23 protein-coding genes and 23 tRNA genes are annotated in these 13,994 nt (G+C 68.2%); 2 read left to right on the forward strand and 44 right to left on the reverse strand.

Features of this window, described 5'->3' with window-relative positions; translation table 11 throughout:
- Positions 1 to 214: 214 nt before the first annotated feature.
- From BDK92_RS35180 to BDK92_RS35270, 19 genes are all read right to left on the reverse strand, one after another.
- Positions 215 to 290: transfer RNA gene (locus BDK92_RS35180), tRNA-Arg, on the reverse strand.
- 3 nt (positions 291 to 293) lie between these two features.
- Positions 294 to 369: transfer RNA gene (locus BDK92_RS35185), tRNA-Lys, on the reverse strand.
- A gap of 4 nt (positions 370 to 373) precedes the next feature.
- Positions 374 to 456: transfer RNA gene (locus BDK92_RS35190), tRNA-Ser, on the reverse strand.
- Between the two features lie 4 nt (positions 457 to 460).
- Positions 461 to 534 (reverse strand) — tRNA-Pro (locus tag BDK92_RS35195).
- A 1-nt stretch (position 535) separates the two neighbouring features.
- Positions 536 to 609: transfer RNA gene (locus BDK92_RS35200), tRNA-Pro, on the reverse strand.
- Positions 610 to 613: 4 nt separating this feature from the next.
- Positions 614 to 687 (reverse strand) — tRNA-Pro (locus tag BDK92_RS35205).
- A 5-nt stretch (positions 688 to 692) separates the two neighbouring features.
- A tRNA-Arg gene (locus tag BDK92_RS35210) sits at positions 693 to 765 on the reverse strand.
- Positions 766 to 901: 136 nt separating this feature from the next.
- Positions 902 to 975, reverse strand: a tRNA-Ile gene (locus BDK92_RS35215).
- 4 nt (positions 976 to 979) lie between these two features.
- Positions 980 to 1,064: transfer RNA gene (locus tag BDK92_RS35220), tRNA-Ser, on the reverse strand.
- A gap of 5 nt (positions 1,065 to 1,069) precedes the next feature.
- Positions 1,070 to 1,144 (reverse strand) — tRNA-Asp (locus tag BDK92_RS35225).
- Positions 1,145 to 1,269: 125 nt separating this feature from the next.
- Positions 1,270 to 1,342 (reverse strand) — tRNA-Ala (locus BDK92_RS35230).
- Between the two features lie 14 nt (positions 1,343 to 1,356).
- Positions 1,357 to 1,431, reverse strand: a tRNA-Leu gene (locus BDK92_RS35235).
- Between the two features lie 13 nt (positions 1,432 to 1,444).
- Positions 1,445 to 1,517, reverse strand: a tRNA-Met gene (locus BDK92_RS35240).
- Position 1,518: 1 nt separating this feature from the next.
- A tRNA-Thr gene (locus BDK92_RS35245) sits at positions 1,519 to 1,595 on the reverse strand.
- Between the two features lie 5 nt (positions 1,596 to 1,600).
- Positions 1,601 to 1,673 (reverse strand) — tRNA-Leu (locus BDK92_RS35250).
- Positions 1,674 to 1,679: 6 nt separating this feature from the next.
- Positions 1,680 to 1,750: transfer RNA gene (locus BDK92_RS35255), tRNA-Gln, on the reverse strand.
- Between the two features lie 37 nt (positions 1,751 to 1,787).
- On the reverse strand, positions 1,788 to 2,231 hold the full coding sequence (locus BDK92_RS35260) for an HNH endonuclease (protein ID WP_121160613.1): 444 nt from the start codon (positions 2,229 to 2,231) through the stop codon (positions 1,788 to 1,790).
- A 60-nt stretch (positions 2,232 to 2,291) separates the two neighbouring features.
- Positions 2,292 to 2,362: transfer RNA gene (locus tag BDK92_RS35265), tRNA-Gly, on the reverse strand.
- A 73-nt stretch (positions 2,363 to 2,435) separates the two neighbouring features.
- Positions 2,436 to 2,512 (reverse strand) — tRNA-Leu (locus BDK92_RS35270).
- A 231-nt stretch (positions 2,513 to 2,743) separates the two neighbouring features.
- Between BDK92_RS35270 and BDK92_RS35275 the strand changes: the two genes are divergently transcribed.
- Positions 2,744 to 3,181, forward strand: coding sequence for a histone-like nucleoid-structuring protein Lsr2 (locus BDK92_RS35275; RefSeq protein WP_170208802.1), 438 nt, complete (start codon positions 2,744 to 2,746; stop codon positions 3,179 to 3,181).
- 2 nt (positions 3,182 to 3,183) lie between these two features.
- Here the strand turns inward: BDK92_RS35275 and BDK92_RS39425 are convergent.
- The 14 genes from BDK92_RS39425 to BDK92_RS35335 form a co-directional block, all read right to left on the reverse strand.
- A tRNA-Gln gene (locus tag BDK92_RS39425) sits at positions 3,184 to 3,257 on the reverse strand.
- A 5-nt stretch (positions 3,258 to 3,262) separates the two neighbouring features.
- Positions 3,263 to 3,333, reverse strand: a tRNA-Gly gene (locus tag BDK92_RS35280).
- Between the two features lie 152 nt (positions 3,334 to 3,485).
- Positions 3,486 to 3,560: transfer RNA gene (locus BDK92_RS35285), tRNA-Glu, on the reverse strand.
- 213 nt (positions 3,561 to 3,773) lie between these two features.
- A tRNA-Ala gene (locus tag BDK92_RS35290) sits at positions 3,774 to 3,846 on the reverse strand.
- Positions 3,847 to 3,964: 118 nt separating this feature from the next.
- Positions 3,965 to 4,037: transfer RNA gene (locus BDK92_RS35295), tRNA-Trp, on the reverse strand.
- Between the two features lie 351 nt (positions 4,038 to 4,388).
- Entirely contained in the window at positions 4,389 to 4,733 is a 345-nt protein-coding gene (locus tag BDK92_RS35300) for a hypothetical protein (RefSeq protein WP_147457219.1), read from the reverse strand.
- 20 nt (positions 4,734 to 4,753) lie between these two features.
- Positions 4,754 to 4,921: a hypothetical protein gene (locus tag BDK92_RS39430; protein WP_170208803.1), complete on the reverse strand. Its 168-nt coding sequence runs from the start codon at positions 4,919 to 4,921 to the stop codon at positions 4,754 to 4,756.
- Between the two features lie 58 nt (positions 4,922 to 4,979).
- The gene (locus tag BDK92_RS35305) at positions 4,980 to 5,297 is read right to left on the reverse strand and encodes a hypothetical protein (RefSeq protein ID WP_121160616.1); all 318 of its coding nucleotides are present in this window, start codon (positions 5,295 to 5,297) and stop codon (positions 4,980 to 4,982) included.
- A 112-nt stretch (positions 5,298 to 5,409) separates the two neighbouring features.
- Complete coding sequence (locus BDK92_RS35310) at positions 5,410 to 5,676, reverse strand: hypothetical protein (protein ID WP_147457220.1); 267 nt, start codon at positions 5,674 to 5,676, stop codon at positions 5,410 to 5,412.
- Positions 5,677 to 5,866: 190 nt separating this feature from the next.
- Positions 5,867 to 6,199 (reverse strand): hypothetical protein, encoded by a 333-nt coding sequence (locus BDK92_RS35315; protein ID WP_121160618.1) that lies wholly within the window; start codon positions 6,197 to 6,199, stop codon positions 5,867 to 5,869.
- Positions 6,196 to 6,594 carry a hypothetical protein gene (locus BDK92_RS35320; protein WP_121160619.1) on the reverse strand — a complete coding sequence of 133 codons (399 nt, stop codon included), beginning with the start codon at positions 6,592 to 6,594 and terminating at the stop codon, positions 6,196 to 6,198. Before BDK92_RS35320 ends, BDK92_RS35315 begins: the two co-directional genes overlap by 4 nt.
- On the reverse strand, positions 6,591 to 6,827 hold the full coding sequence (locus BDK92_RS35325; RefSeq protein WP_121160620.1) for a hypothetical protein: 237 nt from the start codon (positions 6,825 to 6,827) through the stop codon (positions 6,591 to 6,593). Before BDK92_RS35325 ends, BDK92_RS35320 begins: the two co-directional genes overlap by 4 nt.
- A 2-nt stretch (positions 6,828 to 6,829) precedes the next feature.
- Positions 6,830 to 7,090: a hypothetical protein gene (locus BDK92_RS35330; RefSeq protein WP_121160621.1), complete on the reverse strand. Its 261-nt coding sequence runs from the start codon at positions 7,088 to 7,090 to the stop codon at positions 6,830 to 6,832.
- Entirely contained in the window at positions 7,087 to 7,365 is a 279-nt protein-coding gene (locus tag BDK92_RS35335; RefSeq protein ID WP_147457221.1) for a hypothetical protein, read from the reverse strand. Before BDK92_RS35335 ends, BDK92_RS35330 begins: the two co-directional genes overlap by 4 nt.
- Positions 7,366 to 7,454: 89 nt before the next feature.
- Here BDK92_RS35335 and BDK92_RS35340 point away from each other — a divergent pair, with 89 nt between their 5' ends.
- Positions 7,455 to 7,997 (forward strand): hypothetical protein, encoded by a 543-nt coding sequence (locus BDK92_RS35340; RefSeq protein ID WP_147457222.1) that lies wholly within the window; start codon positions 7,455 to 7,457, stop codon positions 7,995 to 7,997.
- Between the two features lie 17 nt (positions 7,998 to 8,014).
- Here the strand turns inward: BDK92_RS35340 and BDK92_RS35345 are convergent, their stop codons facing one another.
- From BDK92_RS35345 to BDK92_RS40645, 11 genes are all read right to left on the reverse strand, one after another.
- Positions 8,015 to 8,569 carry a hypothetical protein gene (locus tag BDK92_RS35345; RefSeq protein WP_147457223.1) on the reverse strand — a complete coding sequence of 185 codons (555 nt, stop codon included), beginning with the start codon at positions 8,567 to 8,569 and terminating at the stop codon, positions 8,015 to 8,017.
- Positions 8,570 to 8,931: 362 nt separating this feature from the next.
- Positions 8,932 to 9,612, reverse strand: coding sequence for a hypothetical protein (locus tag BDK92_RS35350; protein WP_121160625.1), 681 nt, complete (start codon positions 9,610 to 9,612; stop codon positions 8,932 to 8,934).
- Positions 9,609 to 9,992, reverse strand: a complete 384-nt coding sequence (locus tag BDK92_RS35355) for a DUF7736 domain-containing protein (RefSeq protein ID WP_121160626.1) — start codon at positions 9,990 to 9,992, stop codon at positions 9,609 to 9,611. The genes BDK92_RS35350 and BDK92_RS35355 overlap by 4 nt, the downstream gene beginning before the upstream one ends.
- Positions 9,989 to 10,447 carry an HD domain-containing protein gene (locus BDK92_RS35360; RefSeq protein ID WP_121160627.1) on the reverse strand — a complete coding sequence of 153 codons (459 nt, stop codon included), beginning with the start codon at positions 10,445 to 10,447 and terminating at the stop codon, positions 9,989 to 9,991. The genes BDK92_RS35355 and BDK92_RS35360 overlap by 4 nt, the downstream gene beginning before the upstream one ends.
- The gene (locus tag BDK92_RS35365) at positions 10,440 to 10,853 is read right to left on the reverse strand and encodes a hypothetical protein (RefSeq protein WP_121160628.1); all 414 of its coding nucleotides are present in this window, start codon (positions 10,851 to 10,853) and stop codon (positions 10,440 to 10,442) included. The genes BDK92_RS35360 and BDK92_RS35365 overlap by 8 nt, the downstream gene beginning before the upstream one ends.
- On the reverse strand, positions 10,850 to 11,230 hold the full coding sequence (locus BDK92_RS35370; protein ID WP_121160629.1) for a hypothetical protein: 381 nt from the start codon (positions 11,228 to 11,230) through the stop codon (positions 10,850 to 10,852). The genes BDK92_RS35365 and BDK92_RS35370 overlap by 4 nt, the downstream gene beginning before the upstream one ends.
- Positions 11,227 to 11,673: a hypothetical protein gene (locus BDK92_RS35375; RefSeq protein ID WP_121160630.1), complete on the reverse strand. Its 447-nt coding sequence runs from the start codon at positions 11,671 to 11,673 to the stop codon at positions 11,227 to 11,229. Before BDK92_RS35375 ends, BDK92_RS35370 begins: the two co-directional genes overlap by 4 nt.
- Positions 11,666 to 12,016 carry a hypothetical protein gene (locus tag BDK92_RS35380; RefSeq protein ID WP_121160631.1) on the reverse strand — a complete coding sequence of 117 codons (351 nt, stop codon included), beginning with the start codon at positions 12,014 to 12,016 and terminating at the stop codon, positions 11,666 to 11,668. The genes BDK92_RS35375 and BDK92_RS35380 overlap by 8 nt, the downstream gene beginning before the upstream one ends.
- Positions 12,013 to 12,750 carry a hypothetical protein gene (locus BDK92_RS35385; protein WP_121160632.1) on the reverse strand — a complete coding sequence of 246 codons (738 nt, stop codon included), beginning with the start codon at positions 12,748 to 12,750 and terminating at the stop codon, positions 12,013 to 12,015. Before BDK92_RS35385 ends, BDK92_RS35380 begins: the two co-directional genes overlap by 4 nt.
- Positions 12,750 to 12,908, reverse strand: coding sequence for a BldC family transcriptional regulator (locus tag BDK92_RS35390; protein ID WP_121162862.1), 159 nt, complete (start codon positions 12,906 to 12,908; stop codon positions 12,750 to 12,752). The genes BDK92_RS35385 and BDK92_RS35390 overlap by 1 nt, the downstream gene beginning before the upstream one ends.
- Positions 12,909 to 12,933: 25 nt before the next feature.
- Entirely contained in the window at positions 12,934 to 13,401 is a 468-nt protein-coding gene (locus BDK92_RS40645; RefSeq protein ID WP_246017423.1) for a hypothetical protein, read from the reverse strand.
- Positions 13,402 to 13,994 lie beyond the last annotated feature (593 nt).

The following is a 13,994-nucleotide window of genomic DNA, read 5'->3' on the forward strand; positions in this document are numbered from 1 at the left end:
CGCGTGCTTCTTCAGCCACTCGCTGACGTACGCGCTGTTGCACTTTCGGCAGTAGGTCTGCCGCTTATTCTTTGTGCTGATCGAGAAGTCGACTATAGGCAACGTCTGCTCGCAACGCGGGCAACGTTTCGGTGTGTCTACTATGGCTGCCGTCACCTTTTAATCATAGACCATTGGCTAAAGTCCGGAGCCCGGCCATCAGGCGCCGGCGGCATGGTCCCCCGGGCAGGACTCGAACCTGCCACGCCCGCCTTAGGAGTGCGGCGCTCTGTCCTCTGAGCTACCGGGGGGAGTGGTACGCCGGGTGGGAGTCGAACCCACGGCCTACGGATTAAGAGTCCGCAGCTCTGGCCTCTGAGCTACCGGCGCATAGAGGAAGGTGGAGGAGTCGAACCCCTGCCGTTGCCGACACCCCGGTTTTCAAGACCGGTCGCCCACCGCTGAGCGGCACCTTCCGAAGTCGGGTACGAGGGACTTGAACCCCCGGCCTCGCGGTCCCAAACCGCGCGCTCTTCCAAGCTGAGCTAGTACCCGGTCGGGTTGACAGGATTTGAACCTGCGCCCTCGTCGTCCCGAACGACGCGCGCTACCAAACTGCGCTACAACCCGTAAGTCGGGATAGCCGGATTTGAACCGACGACCTCTGCACCCCCAGTGCAGCGCCCTACCAAGCTGGGCCATATCCCGTTGCGTGCCCCTGAGACGAGTCGAACGTCCGACCTCCCGGTTCGTAGCCGGGCGCTCTATCCACTGAGCTACAGGGGCATGAGGTGGAATGCCAGCAGCGTCGTGTGCCATAATGCTGGCTCCCGGAGCCCTTGGGCTCCGGTCACGTGGGAACAGGGATCGCCCCTCCGCTTGTCATGTGCCCCGGAGGGGCTTTTCTGTGCCCCAAGCCGCGTACCGTCGGCGAGAGTCGAACTCGCTGCCTCCGCTGTATCAGAGCGGCGCCCTTACCACCTGGGCCACGACGGCAAAGCGGAAGCGGAGGGATTTGAACCCCCGGTGGTTTCCCACTCCGCGCTAGCAACGCGGTGCAATAGGCCGGACTCTGCCACGCTTCCATGCGCGCCTCGTACGGGATTTGAACCCGTGACCTCCGCCGTGACAGGGCGGCGTCCACTCCTGACTGGACCAACGAGACTTGACACCAGGGCGAGAGGCGCTGTCCTGCGCCGCCCGTACGGTGGGCCATGACCCCACGCGGCGACGTGTCGTGCGTGACCCTGGTGGACTGTACCGACGTTGCCATGGCGTCGGCCTTGGTCGTGGACCCGATCGGTTTCGAACCGACTGCCTCCGATTTGCAAGAGCGGCGCTCTACCAAATGAGCTACGAGCCCAAACTGTTGCTGCGTACCCGGGGCGGGACTCGAACCCGCACAACTCCGCAGTCTGAGTGCGGCGACTTTGCCAATTTGCCCACCCGGGCAGGTGGTGCTGCGTACCGACGCCCGGTCTCGAACCGGGTACCTCCTGGTTATGGACCAGGCGCTCTACCTGCTGAGCTACGTCGGCATGGAGCCGGTGACAGGAATCGAACCCGCGTCCTGCCGCTTACAAGGCGGCTGCTCGACCAACGTGAGCTACACCGACGTGCGTGCCCTCGGTGCGATTCGAACGCACCCTGGACGGCCCCTCAGACCGCTGCCTCTACCGCTGGGCTACGAGGGCATTGCGCTCCCGGACAAGGATTCGAACCTCAGTTCCCTGATCCAGAATCAGGTGTCCTGCCGCTAGACGATCCGGGAAGGGGCCGGCGGGGCTGCGGGATCCCGCCGGCCGGTATCAGCGCTGAGCGAGCGTCGCCCAGGTCGGGGACGCAGGCTGGACCCGCAGCATCATCCCCGCCTCGGCGGGGGTCCGGTCGCCCTTGCGCTGGTTGCAGTCGTAGCAGCTCGCCACGGTGTTCTTCCACGTGTTCCGGCCGCCCCGGGAGCGGGGGAGGATGTGGTCGACGGTGGTGGCCGCGGCCGGGCAGTACCCGCACCGGTGGCCGTCGCGGTTGAGGACACCGCGTTTCGACCAGGCGGGGCCGGCGGTGTACCGCCACTTGGTGACCACGTACCGGACCAGGCGGAGCACCTTCGGCATCGGGAAGACACCGATCAGCCGGTCCGGCTCGGCTTCGTGGATCTCGGCGACCTGGCGCAGCAGCATCCGGATCGCGTGTTTGACCGGGACCCGGTGTAGCGGGCCGAGGTCGGCGTTGAGGATCAGTACGGCGTCCACCAGGTCCCTCCTTTCGGTTCTGGTTGGTTGGACAGATTGACAGATGATCCGTCAATCAAGAGCGGCTGCGGGGAATCGAACCCCGGTATCCACCATGGCAAGGTGGCGCTCTGCCGTTGAGCTACAGCCGCAGAGCCTTCGACGGGCCTCGAACCCGTAACTCCCGTCGTACCAGGACGGGGCCCGACCGGTCGGGCGAAGGCGTGGTGTCCTGGGCGAGAGTCGAACTCGCACTGTGCGCGTTTTGAAGGCGCTGCCTCCTGCCGTTGGGCTACCAGGACCCAACTCGGGGAGTTAAGTAGAAGTTCCATGCTTTCGGTTGACCTTGGGGGGTCCGCCTAGCGTGCTTGGATCACGAAATCGGTTCATGATCCGGAAACATGAGGTCAACCTGAACGGCCACTCGGGTCAGGATCAGTAAGGACCATTGATCCACCCCACACGAGGCGCCTATGTTGGGCCACCTCAGCGGTTTGACCAGCTCAACCCGCCCGACCTGGGGGAAGGTCACCATGTCACGACAGATCATCACCGTCATCACCGACGACCTCGACGGCACCGAAGGCGCTGAGACCGTCCATTTCGCCTTCGAGGGCCGCGAGTACCGAATCGACCTCAGCGACCACAACCGCCGCCGACTGCTGGCCCGCCTGGAGCCGTACATCAACGCCGGGTTGCCCGTCCGCGGTGACCGCACCGCGCAGGCACCGGCGCAAGACCGGGCCAGGCGTGCACAGCTCCGAAAGATGCGGGACTGGTGGAACACCAACCACACCGCGTTGGGGCTGCCCGAGCCGAAGGGCTACGGGCGGATCCCGGCCAAGGTAGAGGAGGCGTACCGGGTGCACGGCAACCGGCAGGTGCCGGTGGTTGCTCGCCCGGTGGAACCGGTCGTGCCGCGGTTGCGTGTGGTGCCGCCGATCCCCGAGGCTACGTTCGCCGCCGGGTGAAGCTCCGGGTGCAGGAATCGAACCTGCGGGCCCCGCGTCCAAAGCGCGGTCACGGACGCCAACGCCGTACCCCGGAAAGAGAGCGGCCACGGGGAATCGAACCCCGGTTCGCTGGGTGGAAACCAGCAGCTCTACCACTGAGCTATGGCCGCGAACGGTGGCGCGGTTCCATCGTCGCTGAGGACTTGCCCCGCGCCACCGGTTGTCGGTCTACCCCTCGTCTCCGACTGCGCGGTCCATCTCGTCTCTCCGCGCTCCCGTCCCGCTGGCGGGATATCCACTTCTCGCAGGCCAGCGGGCTATGTAGGCCAGGCCGGGCTTGAACCGGCGTTCTCCGCCTTGAGAGAGCGGTGAGCTTTGCCAACAGCTCCACTAGCCCATGGAGCTGACAGGGGCCGGGTGCCTCGCCCGGGAGGTTCCCCCGTCAACGTGCCTACCCTCCGACTCGAACGGAGACCCTTCCGGATTTCACCCGGACGCTCGACCAATCGAGCTAGGTAGGCGTGAAGATCGGGTGTCGCTCTGCCCGCACTCGCGGGGCGGGGACCAACCGCCCGCCGGGTGGTCAGCCCGACGTATTAACGACACCCAGTGGACCTGCCCGGATTCGAACCGGGGACCTCTTCCCTGCCGAGGAAGCGCGCTACCAACTGCGCCACAAGCCCATTGCGACAACCCCGGCCGGCGGCGGGCGTGTGCTGCCGCCGGCCGGGTGTCGTTGTATATGCCATCCGCTGTGGAGTTGAGATCGAACATTCCCGCCGGCCGAAGTCGGGGGATGAGCAGGGGTGACAGGACTTGAACCTGCTGCCTGCGGTTTTGGAGACCGCCGCTCTACCTGTTGAGCTACACCCCTATGAAGTTGTTGCTGTGCAACAAAAAAGCCGCCCGGTCCCTTTCGGGTGGGCGGCTTCGCGGTTCGCATCGCGCTAGCCGCGCCACCTGCCCAGCTTGTAGTTATCGGCGGAGCTTTCGGTCCCAACGATGGGCGTGCACCACTCACCGAGCGACAACATGTGTCGCTGCGGTGCGAAGGCGGCTTGCCGCATCATGTCCGTGCTCCCTGCGTCGGTGTTGCTGTGAAAGGTAGTTCCTGGGCTGTCGCGTCGGCAACGTGTTTCCGGTGCTGCGGCCCGTGACGTCAACGGTACGGGTCGACCGCCGTCAACGCAATGACATCTACCAAGTTTCTTGGTGTGTTGGCAGATCAAACCGCGAGCAGTGTCACGTCCATGCCCCGGTACAGGCCAGGCTCGCAGGTCACCACGGCCGCGCGCATGGCCCGTGCCTCGTGGACGGCGTGCCGAACGGACAGCTCCCCGGCCCAGCCGCCGATCTCAATCGCGGCGTGCTGGGCGAGGGGGAGTGGTAGGACGCCGGGGGACAGGAGTAGGGCGTGCCACGCGTCCATGCTTGCCCCGAGTTTGGCTTGGGCGTCGGCGATGGCGGTGGTGGGAAGCAGGAGGTTGACGGTGCCGGCGTCGGCTTGGTCGAGCAGGGCCATCAGGCGGGGGTGGGCGCCGAAGAAGGCCACCATCGCGGACGCGTCCAAGACGCGAGGTGGGCGGTGCCTCACGCGGCGCGGCGCTCGCCGTACCGGGCGGCCAAGTCCAGATCGGCGGCGTCCTGCTCGCGCTCCCAGGCGGCGGCCTCAACCTCGCTGAGCGGGCCAGGGTGCGGAACACCGAGCACGGCGCAGAACCGCTCGGAGGCGGTCATGGGTCGCTGGTCGTCGGCCATGTCCGGATGCTACCCAACACGGGCATGATCATGTTTGTGTCGGCGTGGCGTGTCCGGGTCACGCCGCTTCTCGGTCAGCCGCCTCCCGCGCGTGCCGGCTCATCGCTTTTGTAGCCTGGTACAGCAGCGCCACCGCCTTGTCCTGCGCGTACGCGGCTTGCAGCAGCGCCCTTCGTTCCTCGACGTTGGCAATCCGGTCACTCGCTGCGATCTCCCGGATCGCGCGGTGGAGTGTGACGGCCGTGGTTAGTAGCGCTTCGGTGAGGTGTTGGGGGTCGCCGGGGTCTGTGCCTGCCGTGAGGGACTGGCTGAGGTTGAGTCCGGCGCGTTGGAATTTGTGGGCGAGGTCCGGGACTGGCGGCGAGACATGATCCACATGATGGATCTTGCCAGGCCGGATCAACCGAAAAACGCCAGCCGGCCCCGAACCGCCACGGCGACCTCCCTGGCCAACTCCCGGCCCGCACGGCACTCCTCGACGAATGTGCTCACTGGCGTTCCTCACTACCCGCTGCGGGCTGCCGGTCCAGCCACCACTGCGGCACCCTGAGCAGGCTCGGAGTCCACCACAGGCACCGGCCCGTAAGGCGGTAACCCGCGCTCGCGGACGTGTACCGCATTTCCACCCTCACCGCCCGCCGGGTCACCGACACTTCCCGCACCACACCCTCCCGGAGCTTCGGGTAGGCGCGACCATCGAACTCGTAGCAGAGCACAGGACCGTCGATGTGCGCTGCGGCTTCCGCCAGATTCACCGCCGCCTCCGCCCGTACTCGGTGCGCATCCGGCGGGCCCGGTCGAACGCCCCACACCGGCAGTGCCGGCGGCAGTACCACCGGTCGACGGGGCCGTCTGGTACCCACCACCGGTCCGGGCCGACGTTCCGCTTCGGCTGGGTGCTCGTGTACCGGCCGCGTTCACGGCGTTCCGCTTTTGGTGTGCGGCTCACCGCCGTCGCCGCCCGTACGCTCGGTGCATCCGGGACACCCTGGCCTGACGCCGGTACCAGTGCGCGCACCCGTCGCACCCACCCATCACATACCGGACTTGGTACCTCGGAGGGTTCTCGCCGGGCCGGTCGATCAACTCGGCGCGCGTCGCGTCCGGGCCGTGCGTCTCCAGTTCGGGCGACCCGTACGGCAGGGTGACCCGCTGCCAGCCGTCGACATCGTCGTGCCACACCTTGCAATCGCTGCACCACAGTGGCAGGCCCCCCTCGTTGCCGGCCGACGGCGCGCAGTCACCGTGCTTCCACCACCCGGCCAGCCTCGTGATCACCGGTGCTCCTCGGCGAACGCGGGCAACACCACGTCCTCGTACACGGCGGCCACCGCCATGGCCATTTCGTCGCGCTCGTCCTCCGGTGGCAGGGCCTCGTACGCGGCCAGGATCCGCTGGTGCGCGGTGGTGGGCTGGTGGCCGTCGAGCGTGGCGAGAACACCGGCCGCCGCTGCCCCGGCCCGGTCGAGATTACGCAGGATCTTTCGGACTATGCGCATGTCGTCCTCGTACTCGGGCGCGTCCGGGTCGACTGGCACCTTGAGTATGCCGGGTATGGGGTTCGCGTCGAGCCAGGTCAGGCGCACGTACTGACCGGACCGCTGGCCGGCGACAACCCAGCCGGCGGCGCGGAGTTGGGCTACGAGCTGCTGTGGGTCGAGTGCGGTGCTCACTTGTCCTCCGTGTTGGGCTCGTCGGGGAAGTAGCGGACCTCGTTTATGACGAACAGGTCGACGTACCCCACGTAGTCCGGCCCGTCGGGGTGGTCGACGTTGTCGACGATGGAGAAGACACCGACCTCGTTCCGGACCACCCGCGCATCGGGCACCCGGCCGGCGATGTCGCGCAGGGTGGGCAGGTGCGTTTCGATGTGCTCGACCAGTTCGGTCAGGCTGATGGACGGCATGGTCAGTCCTTTCGTGCTGGCGCGGCTTGCACATACCGCGTTCGGGTGTCGCCAGCGAGTTCGAGGTGTTGGTTGAGCCAGTACACGTCCGCCTGGGTTGCCCCGGGGATTGCGCGCAGTTCGGTTGACGGCTGCTTTGGCGGCGGTACCGACGGGGCCGGGAAAAGCTCGTCGGCGATGCCGATCGCGGCGAAGATGATTGCGCCGAACGACACGAGGCAGACCACGATCATCACGGTGAACGCCCAGAGTGGCACGGTCATGTCCTCCGGTCAGGCGAGTTCGGGCAGGTGCCGCCGGGGCAGTCCTCCGGAAGGTGCCCGGTGAAGGGAACACCGGCCAGGGCGGCCGAGGCGTCGAAGTGGCCGCCAGCGACGATCGCGAACGCCGCGTCGGACATCCAGAAGTGCCCACCGGCGTGGCCTTCGTCGGCGGTCCACCCCTTCGGGATGGGTTTGCGGCACGGCAGCCCGTCGGGGGATGCAACCGGGCAGGGAAGCGGGTTCTCGTTGGTGCTCGTCGGGGCCGGGTTCGTCACGCTGTCCACGTCCCGGATGTCGTCATGCCGACATCACCCCGCCCGTGTGGACCATGCCACCGGTGGCCGCCTGGTTGCACACTGCTCCGATGCGCATTCGTTCCCACATCCTTGCCGTGCCCGCCCTGGCCGTGGCCCTTGCCCTCACCGGTTGCGGGGGAGACGACACCACCCAGCCGAGCACCCCTCAGGTCACCGCCGTTGGACCGGCGGCCCCCGCCCCGACCACCGCGCCGGCGGCTGCCACGGTTGACGCGAAGACGGTGCTCGACAAGCTCACTGCGGCGAAGGTTGGGCTCACGGCCGGCACCGTTCAGGACGAGAACACCGACCCGAACGACCTCCTCGGCCGGCCCAACGGCTACCAGTCCCGGGCCGCGGCTGACCTGCCCGGTGGTGACCCGGAGGGTGACAAGTTCGGGATCGACCGCGGGTTGGTGATCGAGCAGTTCGCGGACACGGCGGGGGCGGACACCCGGTCGAAGTTCATTCAGGACACCCTCCAGAGCCTGCCGATCATGGGCACCGAGTACCACTACCGGGCCGGTGGCGGCACCGTACTGGTGCGGGTCACCGGCAAGGTCAAGCCGTCCGACGCCAAGAAGATCGAAACAGCGGTCGCCGGGCTGTGACCGGTGCGGGGCGGTGGTCACAGGGTCGCCGCCCCGCCCGCCGCCGGCCGCCGCTCGGGCCGCCGATACCCGGTCGCTCCCGGGTGACCCTGCCGGGAGCATCCGCGAGGGCAGCCGGGCATATCCTCCGGCCGGGCCAGGTAGGCGTCTCCGACGTAGCAGGCCGCATGAGCGCCGTGGTCGTGGGTCAGGTGCCCCCGGCAATCGGGTTCGCTCTCGTGGTCGCCGGCAAGGCCAGGGCCGGATCGGCATTCGCTGCTCCCGTCGCCGTGCACGACCAGGATGCCCCCGCATTTCGGGTACGTCAGGATCCGCTCCCGGCGGGGGTCGACGGCGATCCACCGCAGCTCGTACCGCTTCGCGTCACCCGAGCACGTTTCCCGGGTGTGGAACCGGGCCTCGGGACCGCCGGGCAAATCGAGGTTGTCGCCGGGGTAGTCGACGGCCCGTTGCCGGGAGCTGATCGGCTCCCCGCACGACCAGCAGCAGCCGGGTAGGCGGGTGGCGAACACCTCCACCTCGGCGAGCCGGGCGGTGACCTCCCGGTCCTCCAATTCGGCCCGGCACGGCATCGGTTCCCCGCAGCACGAACAGGATGGCCACCGGCCGCTTGATGGGTATACCTCCCAACCGATCCGCTGCCATTTCTGGGCGGGAACGTCCATGTGGGCGGCCGGGACCGGCGCGGGCTGGGCGGGAGCCCAATCGGGTCGCGCACCGGCAATGTGCTGGACGTCAACCCGGTACGGGCGGCCCTTCCACGCGGGAAGGTCTGGCATTCCGGCGTCCAACCAGATCTCCCGGTCGGCAGCAGACAGGGGCAGGTCGGTGACCTTCTCAACCTGCCACACGGCGTGGTCATGGGCGATGAGTCGACCAGGTTCGGGCGGGCTCCACCGGGACTGGGTGCGAATCGGGTACCAACGAGGGACGGTCACGGAAGCGCCCCGCTCGGGACCTGCTTACCGGTCTGCTTGCAGTCCCGGCACGGCCACGACAGATCGACACCAACGAGCGGGTCGAAGTCGTCCACCACGCCCGTGCCGTTGCAGGTTTCGCACGGCTTGTCGGCGCAGTCCGGGTGCCACACGTCCAGGGCGTCTTCGATTGGGTTCTGCCACACGTACACCGCGTCGCCGCAGCCCTCACACCACCCGGTCTGGCAGTCCTCGCACACCAGAGCGCGGCCGTCGACATCGGTCTCCCAGCCGTCGATTTCGTAGTCGCCGAGCTTGGTCAGGGCCTCCGCCGGCCAGGTGGTGGGTTCGCGGTAGTCAGGGTCCCGGTGGACCTGGTGGCAGTGGGAGCAGTGCAGGTGGTAACGGGTGGCGGGCCGGGCGTCGAGACCGGCCGGCACCGTGGCGTTCAGCGCGTCAACCGGCAGGACCCGGCCGTGGATGAGGGCGCCCAGCACCTCCTCGACGAAGATGCGGGCCAGCCCCGCCCCGGTGGCGGTGATGCACTTCGCCGGGTCGGTGTTGCCTTCCTGGCAGCCGCAGGCGTCGGCGTGAAACGGTGGCAGGGCCTCGGTTTCGAGTTGTTCCCCGTACGCCTCGATCAGGGCGGTGGTGGGCTCGTCGAACCCGAACCGGTCCCGAAGCGGCAGGTAGCTCACGGTGTGCCTCCCGGCTGGTTGCGGAGGGCGGCCCTGCGCATCACGAATTCGGTGAGCGGCCCGATCGGGGTGTGGTCCACCTCGGGCATCGGGGTGATGTCCCGGAACTCGCCGTACTGGGCGACCATCTGGGACAGCCATGCCCGCCAGTCAGCCTCGCTGGTGAGCTGCGGCATCACGATGGCCCGAAGGTCGGGGTGCTGCTCGTAGATCGCCGGCTGGCACTCGCTGCCGAACCGGGGGAGCTGGTGAGTCATTGGGGTGTCGCCGGTCATCCAGGCGCACAGGTTGTAGATGCCGTCCATGCCGTTCGGACTGCACATGATGCCGGTGGCGACGCTGAGGATGTCGCCGAGGTGGAAGGGCCTGCTCTCGGTCATGGTGTTGCCTCGCCGGCCAGCAGCACCAGCCGCGCCTTGGCGTACTTCTGCCGGAACCACGCCGCCTGCTCCGGGTCAAGCAGGGCCAGGCGTTCCGGGTCGCTGTTGTGCCTGTTGTCGGCGAGCTTGATCAGCCGACCGAGCGGGTTCGCGGCGGCCCGGCGGATCAGGTCCATGTACGGCTCGTCCGGGCGTCGGGTCACCGAGTCGACGGCGGCCACGACTTCCTCCGGGTAGCCGGCGACGCGAAGGTCATCGAGGGTGATGTTCGTGTCCTCGACAACGTCGTGAAGCAGTCCGGCCATGACGGCGTTGTCGCCGTGGACGTACAGCTCCTTGGCGACGGCGCGCGGGTGGTCGATGTACGGGTTACCGGCCTTGTCGACCTGGCCCCGGTGGGCGGCCTCAGCAAGCCGGTCAGCGTCAGCAACGGTGGGGATGGGTCGATCATTCATGGGGTTCACCTTTGATTCTGAGAGCCCGCGCGATCGTCTCGTTTGCCCACGGCTGCGGCAGGTGCTCTGTCCAGTCGGGGCCGGCGACGACGGCGCGGAGGGCGTCGTACATGCACTGATTGGCTTCGACCCAGTCGTCCGGGTCGTCACTGTTGGCCCAACCGTCGAGCCTCGCGAGGATCTGGACGCGCAGGGCGGTGGTGCCGGCCGCGGCGCGGCTGCGACCGGTAGGCAGGGTGTGCGCCCATTCCAGTCGGTCGCCGGTGACGGCCAGGAAGTAGCTGCCGGGGTGCAGTTCTTGCAGTTTGGCGATGCGCGGGCCGAGCCCGTCGAGAGAAACGGTCTGGTCGTCGCGTGTGTAGTCGAGCCCTCCGCTGACCGGCCGCCAGACGATCATGTACGTCACGGTGTCGCCTCCGGCTCCCAGGCCGTCACGAACACGGCGCCGTCCGGCCACCGGTACACATCACGGCGAACGAGCTGCGCGGTCACCGGGTAGGTGCAGGCGGCCAAGAACCGAACGCGGTCGTTCTCTGCTTCGTTGCGACCGTTGTACGGCAGCGACACGCCCTCACCGTCAGCGGCGGACGACTTCCGTACTGACCACTGCTCGGTGTGCTTGGCGTCGGCGAGCAGTGGAACACCAGCACTCCCCACCGGGGCGGTAAGCGCCAGGATGGCGTGGACCTGGGCGAGCGCGATGTTCCCGCTTGTCGGACCCTCGTAGAGGGCGTTGACCGCGATAAGCCGATCGGCCTCGCGGTGGTGCTCCGTCCCGTTCACGACACCGACCGCCGCTCGTATTCGAGGCCCCACCGGTCCGCGTCGGGCCGTGGATCGTCGCCCGTCAGCACTTCCTTGATGTTGTGGGAGGCGTTGTTGCAGGACTCGCCGATGTACTCCTCGATGGCGGCGAGGGCAGCGAAGCGCTCCCGCAGGTCCGCCAACTCGTCCTGCAACGCGTTCACGTTGGGGTGGGCGGCGGCAATGGGCGCCGACAGCCCGCCCGCGGCGTCGAACGCTGCAAGCACCTGCCGTGCGTCCGCGCGGAACAGTTCCCGGTCGCCCTCACCTCTGCGGGAGTAGCCCCGCCCGTGCCAGTCGTCGTCGGCGTGCCGGTCCTGATCCTCAACCGGCCGGTGCGACATACTCGCCGTCGCGATGCGGTGGTGCAGGGCTCGGGCTACCGCCTCCACCCACGCTTTCGGGTAGTCGCGGTCAGCCATGGTCGGGCTCCTCTGGAACCGGCTGCCACGTCTGGCCGCCAAGGCGAACGGCGAGCATCCGCACGACTGGGCCGGATCCGTGGAGATCGCGCTTCCAATCGCGTGCGTGCTCCTGGTCGTCGCACTCGAAGATCTCGCCCGGCTTGGCCGGGTCCCACACGACGCCGTAGTGCCAGTCGGCGGTGAACAGGGGCAGCATGGCGTCCGCTACGGCGTCGCATACGGCGCGGGTAGCTGGGCTGCGGTACCCGTCGAGAGAGATCCCGTGCCGGCGGGTGGCCTCGGTCTCGGCCAGCAGGTCCCGCAGGGCTGCGGTTGCGGTCTCGATGTCGTCGGTTGTCATGCCGGCCGCCGGGTGGTGATCGGGCCGAAGTGCTGGACCAGTTCCCGCCACGCCGATGGGTAGCCGAAGTCATCGTTGAGCGGAAGGCCGTGCCACGACCTCGGAATCCAGCCCGCCGTGACCCGCTTCCACTGGTCGCCGTCGCAGTCCCAGACCTCGGTGACCTCGGGGCCGGGCTCGGCTTCGAGGCGCCCGGGGCCGGGGCCTCGGGTGACGTGGTAGGTGACTACCTCGGGGGTCGGTTCGTCCGTAGGTTTGTCGTACGGCGGACACCACGGGTGGTGCAGTTTGCCGCACTTCGGGCACTCGCCGGACGCCTCGGGTCCCGGGCCGGTGACCGCGGGCAGAGTGATGGACGCAGTGCCGACGCTGCGGCCGAGCGTGGGTAACGCCGGCTTGGCGTCCGTGTCCGCTATCTCACCGGTCGGGTTGTCTGCATCTGGAAAGTGCTCGGTGATCGCATCAGCCAGGTAGGACCACGACAGCGGTCCGGGCGGCAACGACACGGTCCAGCCGCACGAGTGTTCCATGACGATCCGGGTGTGAGCCGGGCCCGCCATGGCACCCATGCGTTCCCGGTACTCGGCTTCGGGGCCCATGAAGTTCTGCCACGCCTCGACCACCACCTGCGAGGGGTCGGCGTCGGGGTTCGGGCACGCGGAGTTGATGCTTGGGGAACGCCAGACCGCCGGGCGGGGCTCGGCGTCAATCCGGATGGGCTCGATTTGGTTCATCACGCCCCGCCCCCTTTCAGCAGCGCCCGGACCTCGGACTCACGGAACCGGCGGTGCCCACCCGGCGTGCGGATCGACCCGATCCGGCCGGCAGCAGCCCACCGGGTCACGGTCTTCGGGTCAACCCTCATCAGCGCGGCGACCTCGCCGGGGGTCATCAGCCGGTCACCCGGCAGCAGCGGACTACTCACCGGTGCCACCGTTCGCCAGCGCCCGGGTCACAGCCAGCGCGGTCTTCTCGACCGCCTCCATGCCGGACCAGCCGTGCTCGTCGTAGTTGGCGGACGCCACCAGCGCGCCGTCCACCCAGACCTCGATGGCCTCGTCATTCGGGCGTTCGATGGTGACACGGTCAACCCTGGTCGACGGCTCATCGGCCTGGTAGTGCTCGCGAACCGTCATCAGCAGTTGCTCCGCGACCCTGACCGCGTTGTCGGCCGTGAGGTGCATCGGCGCCTCGTGGGTCGGCCCGTTCGGGTCGTTGAGGTCGGTCGGCGCGGTCGCGCGCAGCCAGACGTGCGGGCCGATCGCGGCGGACGGCTCGGACACGGACACGTGGCCGCCGTACTCGGACGGAATGTTGGGCAGGTAGGAGAACCCGCGCTCGCTGACGACCTTTTGGAGGTGCCAGCGTTCGTTGGTGTCGGTCATGCCGGTTGGCCTCCAAGTAGCTCGGCGGCAGGGATATCTACCAAGCTACGGCATGACCAGGCTCGCGGCAATCACATCTACCGAGTTTCGCTAGCCGCCTCTCGGGCCAGGGCCCGCTTCAGCCGCCGGCGCACCTGGCGGGGCGAGTGGGATCGCACCGGGCAGTCCGGTCCCGGCGGCTTCCGGCAGATCGGGCACCACGGCGGCGACGCACGACCCGGCATCCGAGCCACGTCAACCACCCCCGAACGTACGGCGGCCCCGGTAACCGCCGGGGATTCTCCCCCCAGCGCCGGGGCCGCAATGTCGCATAGCCGCGCTTCCACTTCGGTCACACCCGCACGGACGATGCGACCTGCCGATCGGACGGCCCAACCGCGCTGAGTTTTCCCTAGTAGCCCGCCCGGCGTTGGCCCTGCGGGGATTGTCCGCAGGCAAGGCGCCGGGCAGTACGTTCGGTACGCCAGGGTTAAGGGCTGGGAACTACCCCTGGTTCGTGTGCTTCCCGTGACCCGATCTGCCGTTGAGTGTACCGGGGGTCACCGACCGTTTCGAGGCGCCGGGGCCAGTCAGCCCACTCCAGCCCGGGTTGT

The sequence above is a fragment of the Micromonospora pisi genome (genome assembly GCF_003633685.1).
Lineage (GTDB): Bacteria > Actinomycetota > Actinomycetes > Mycobacteriales > Micromonosporaceae > Micromonospora_G > Micromonospora_G pisi.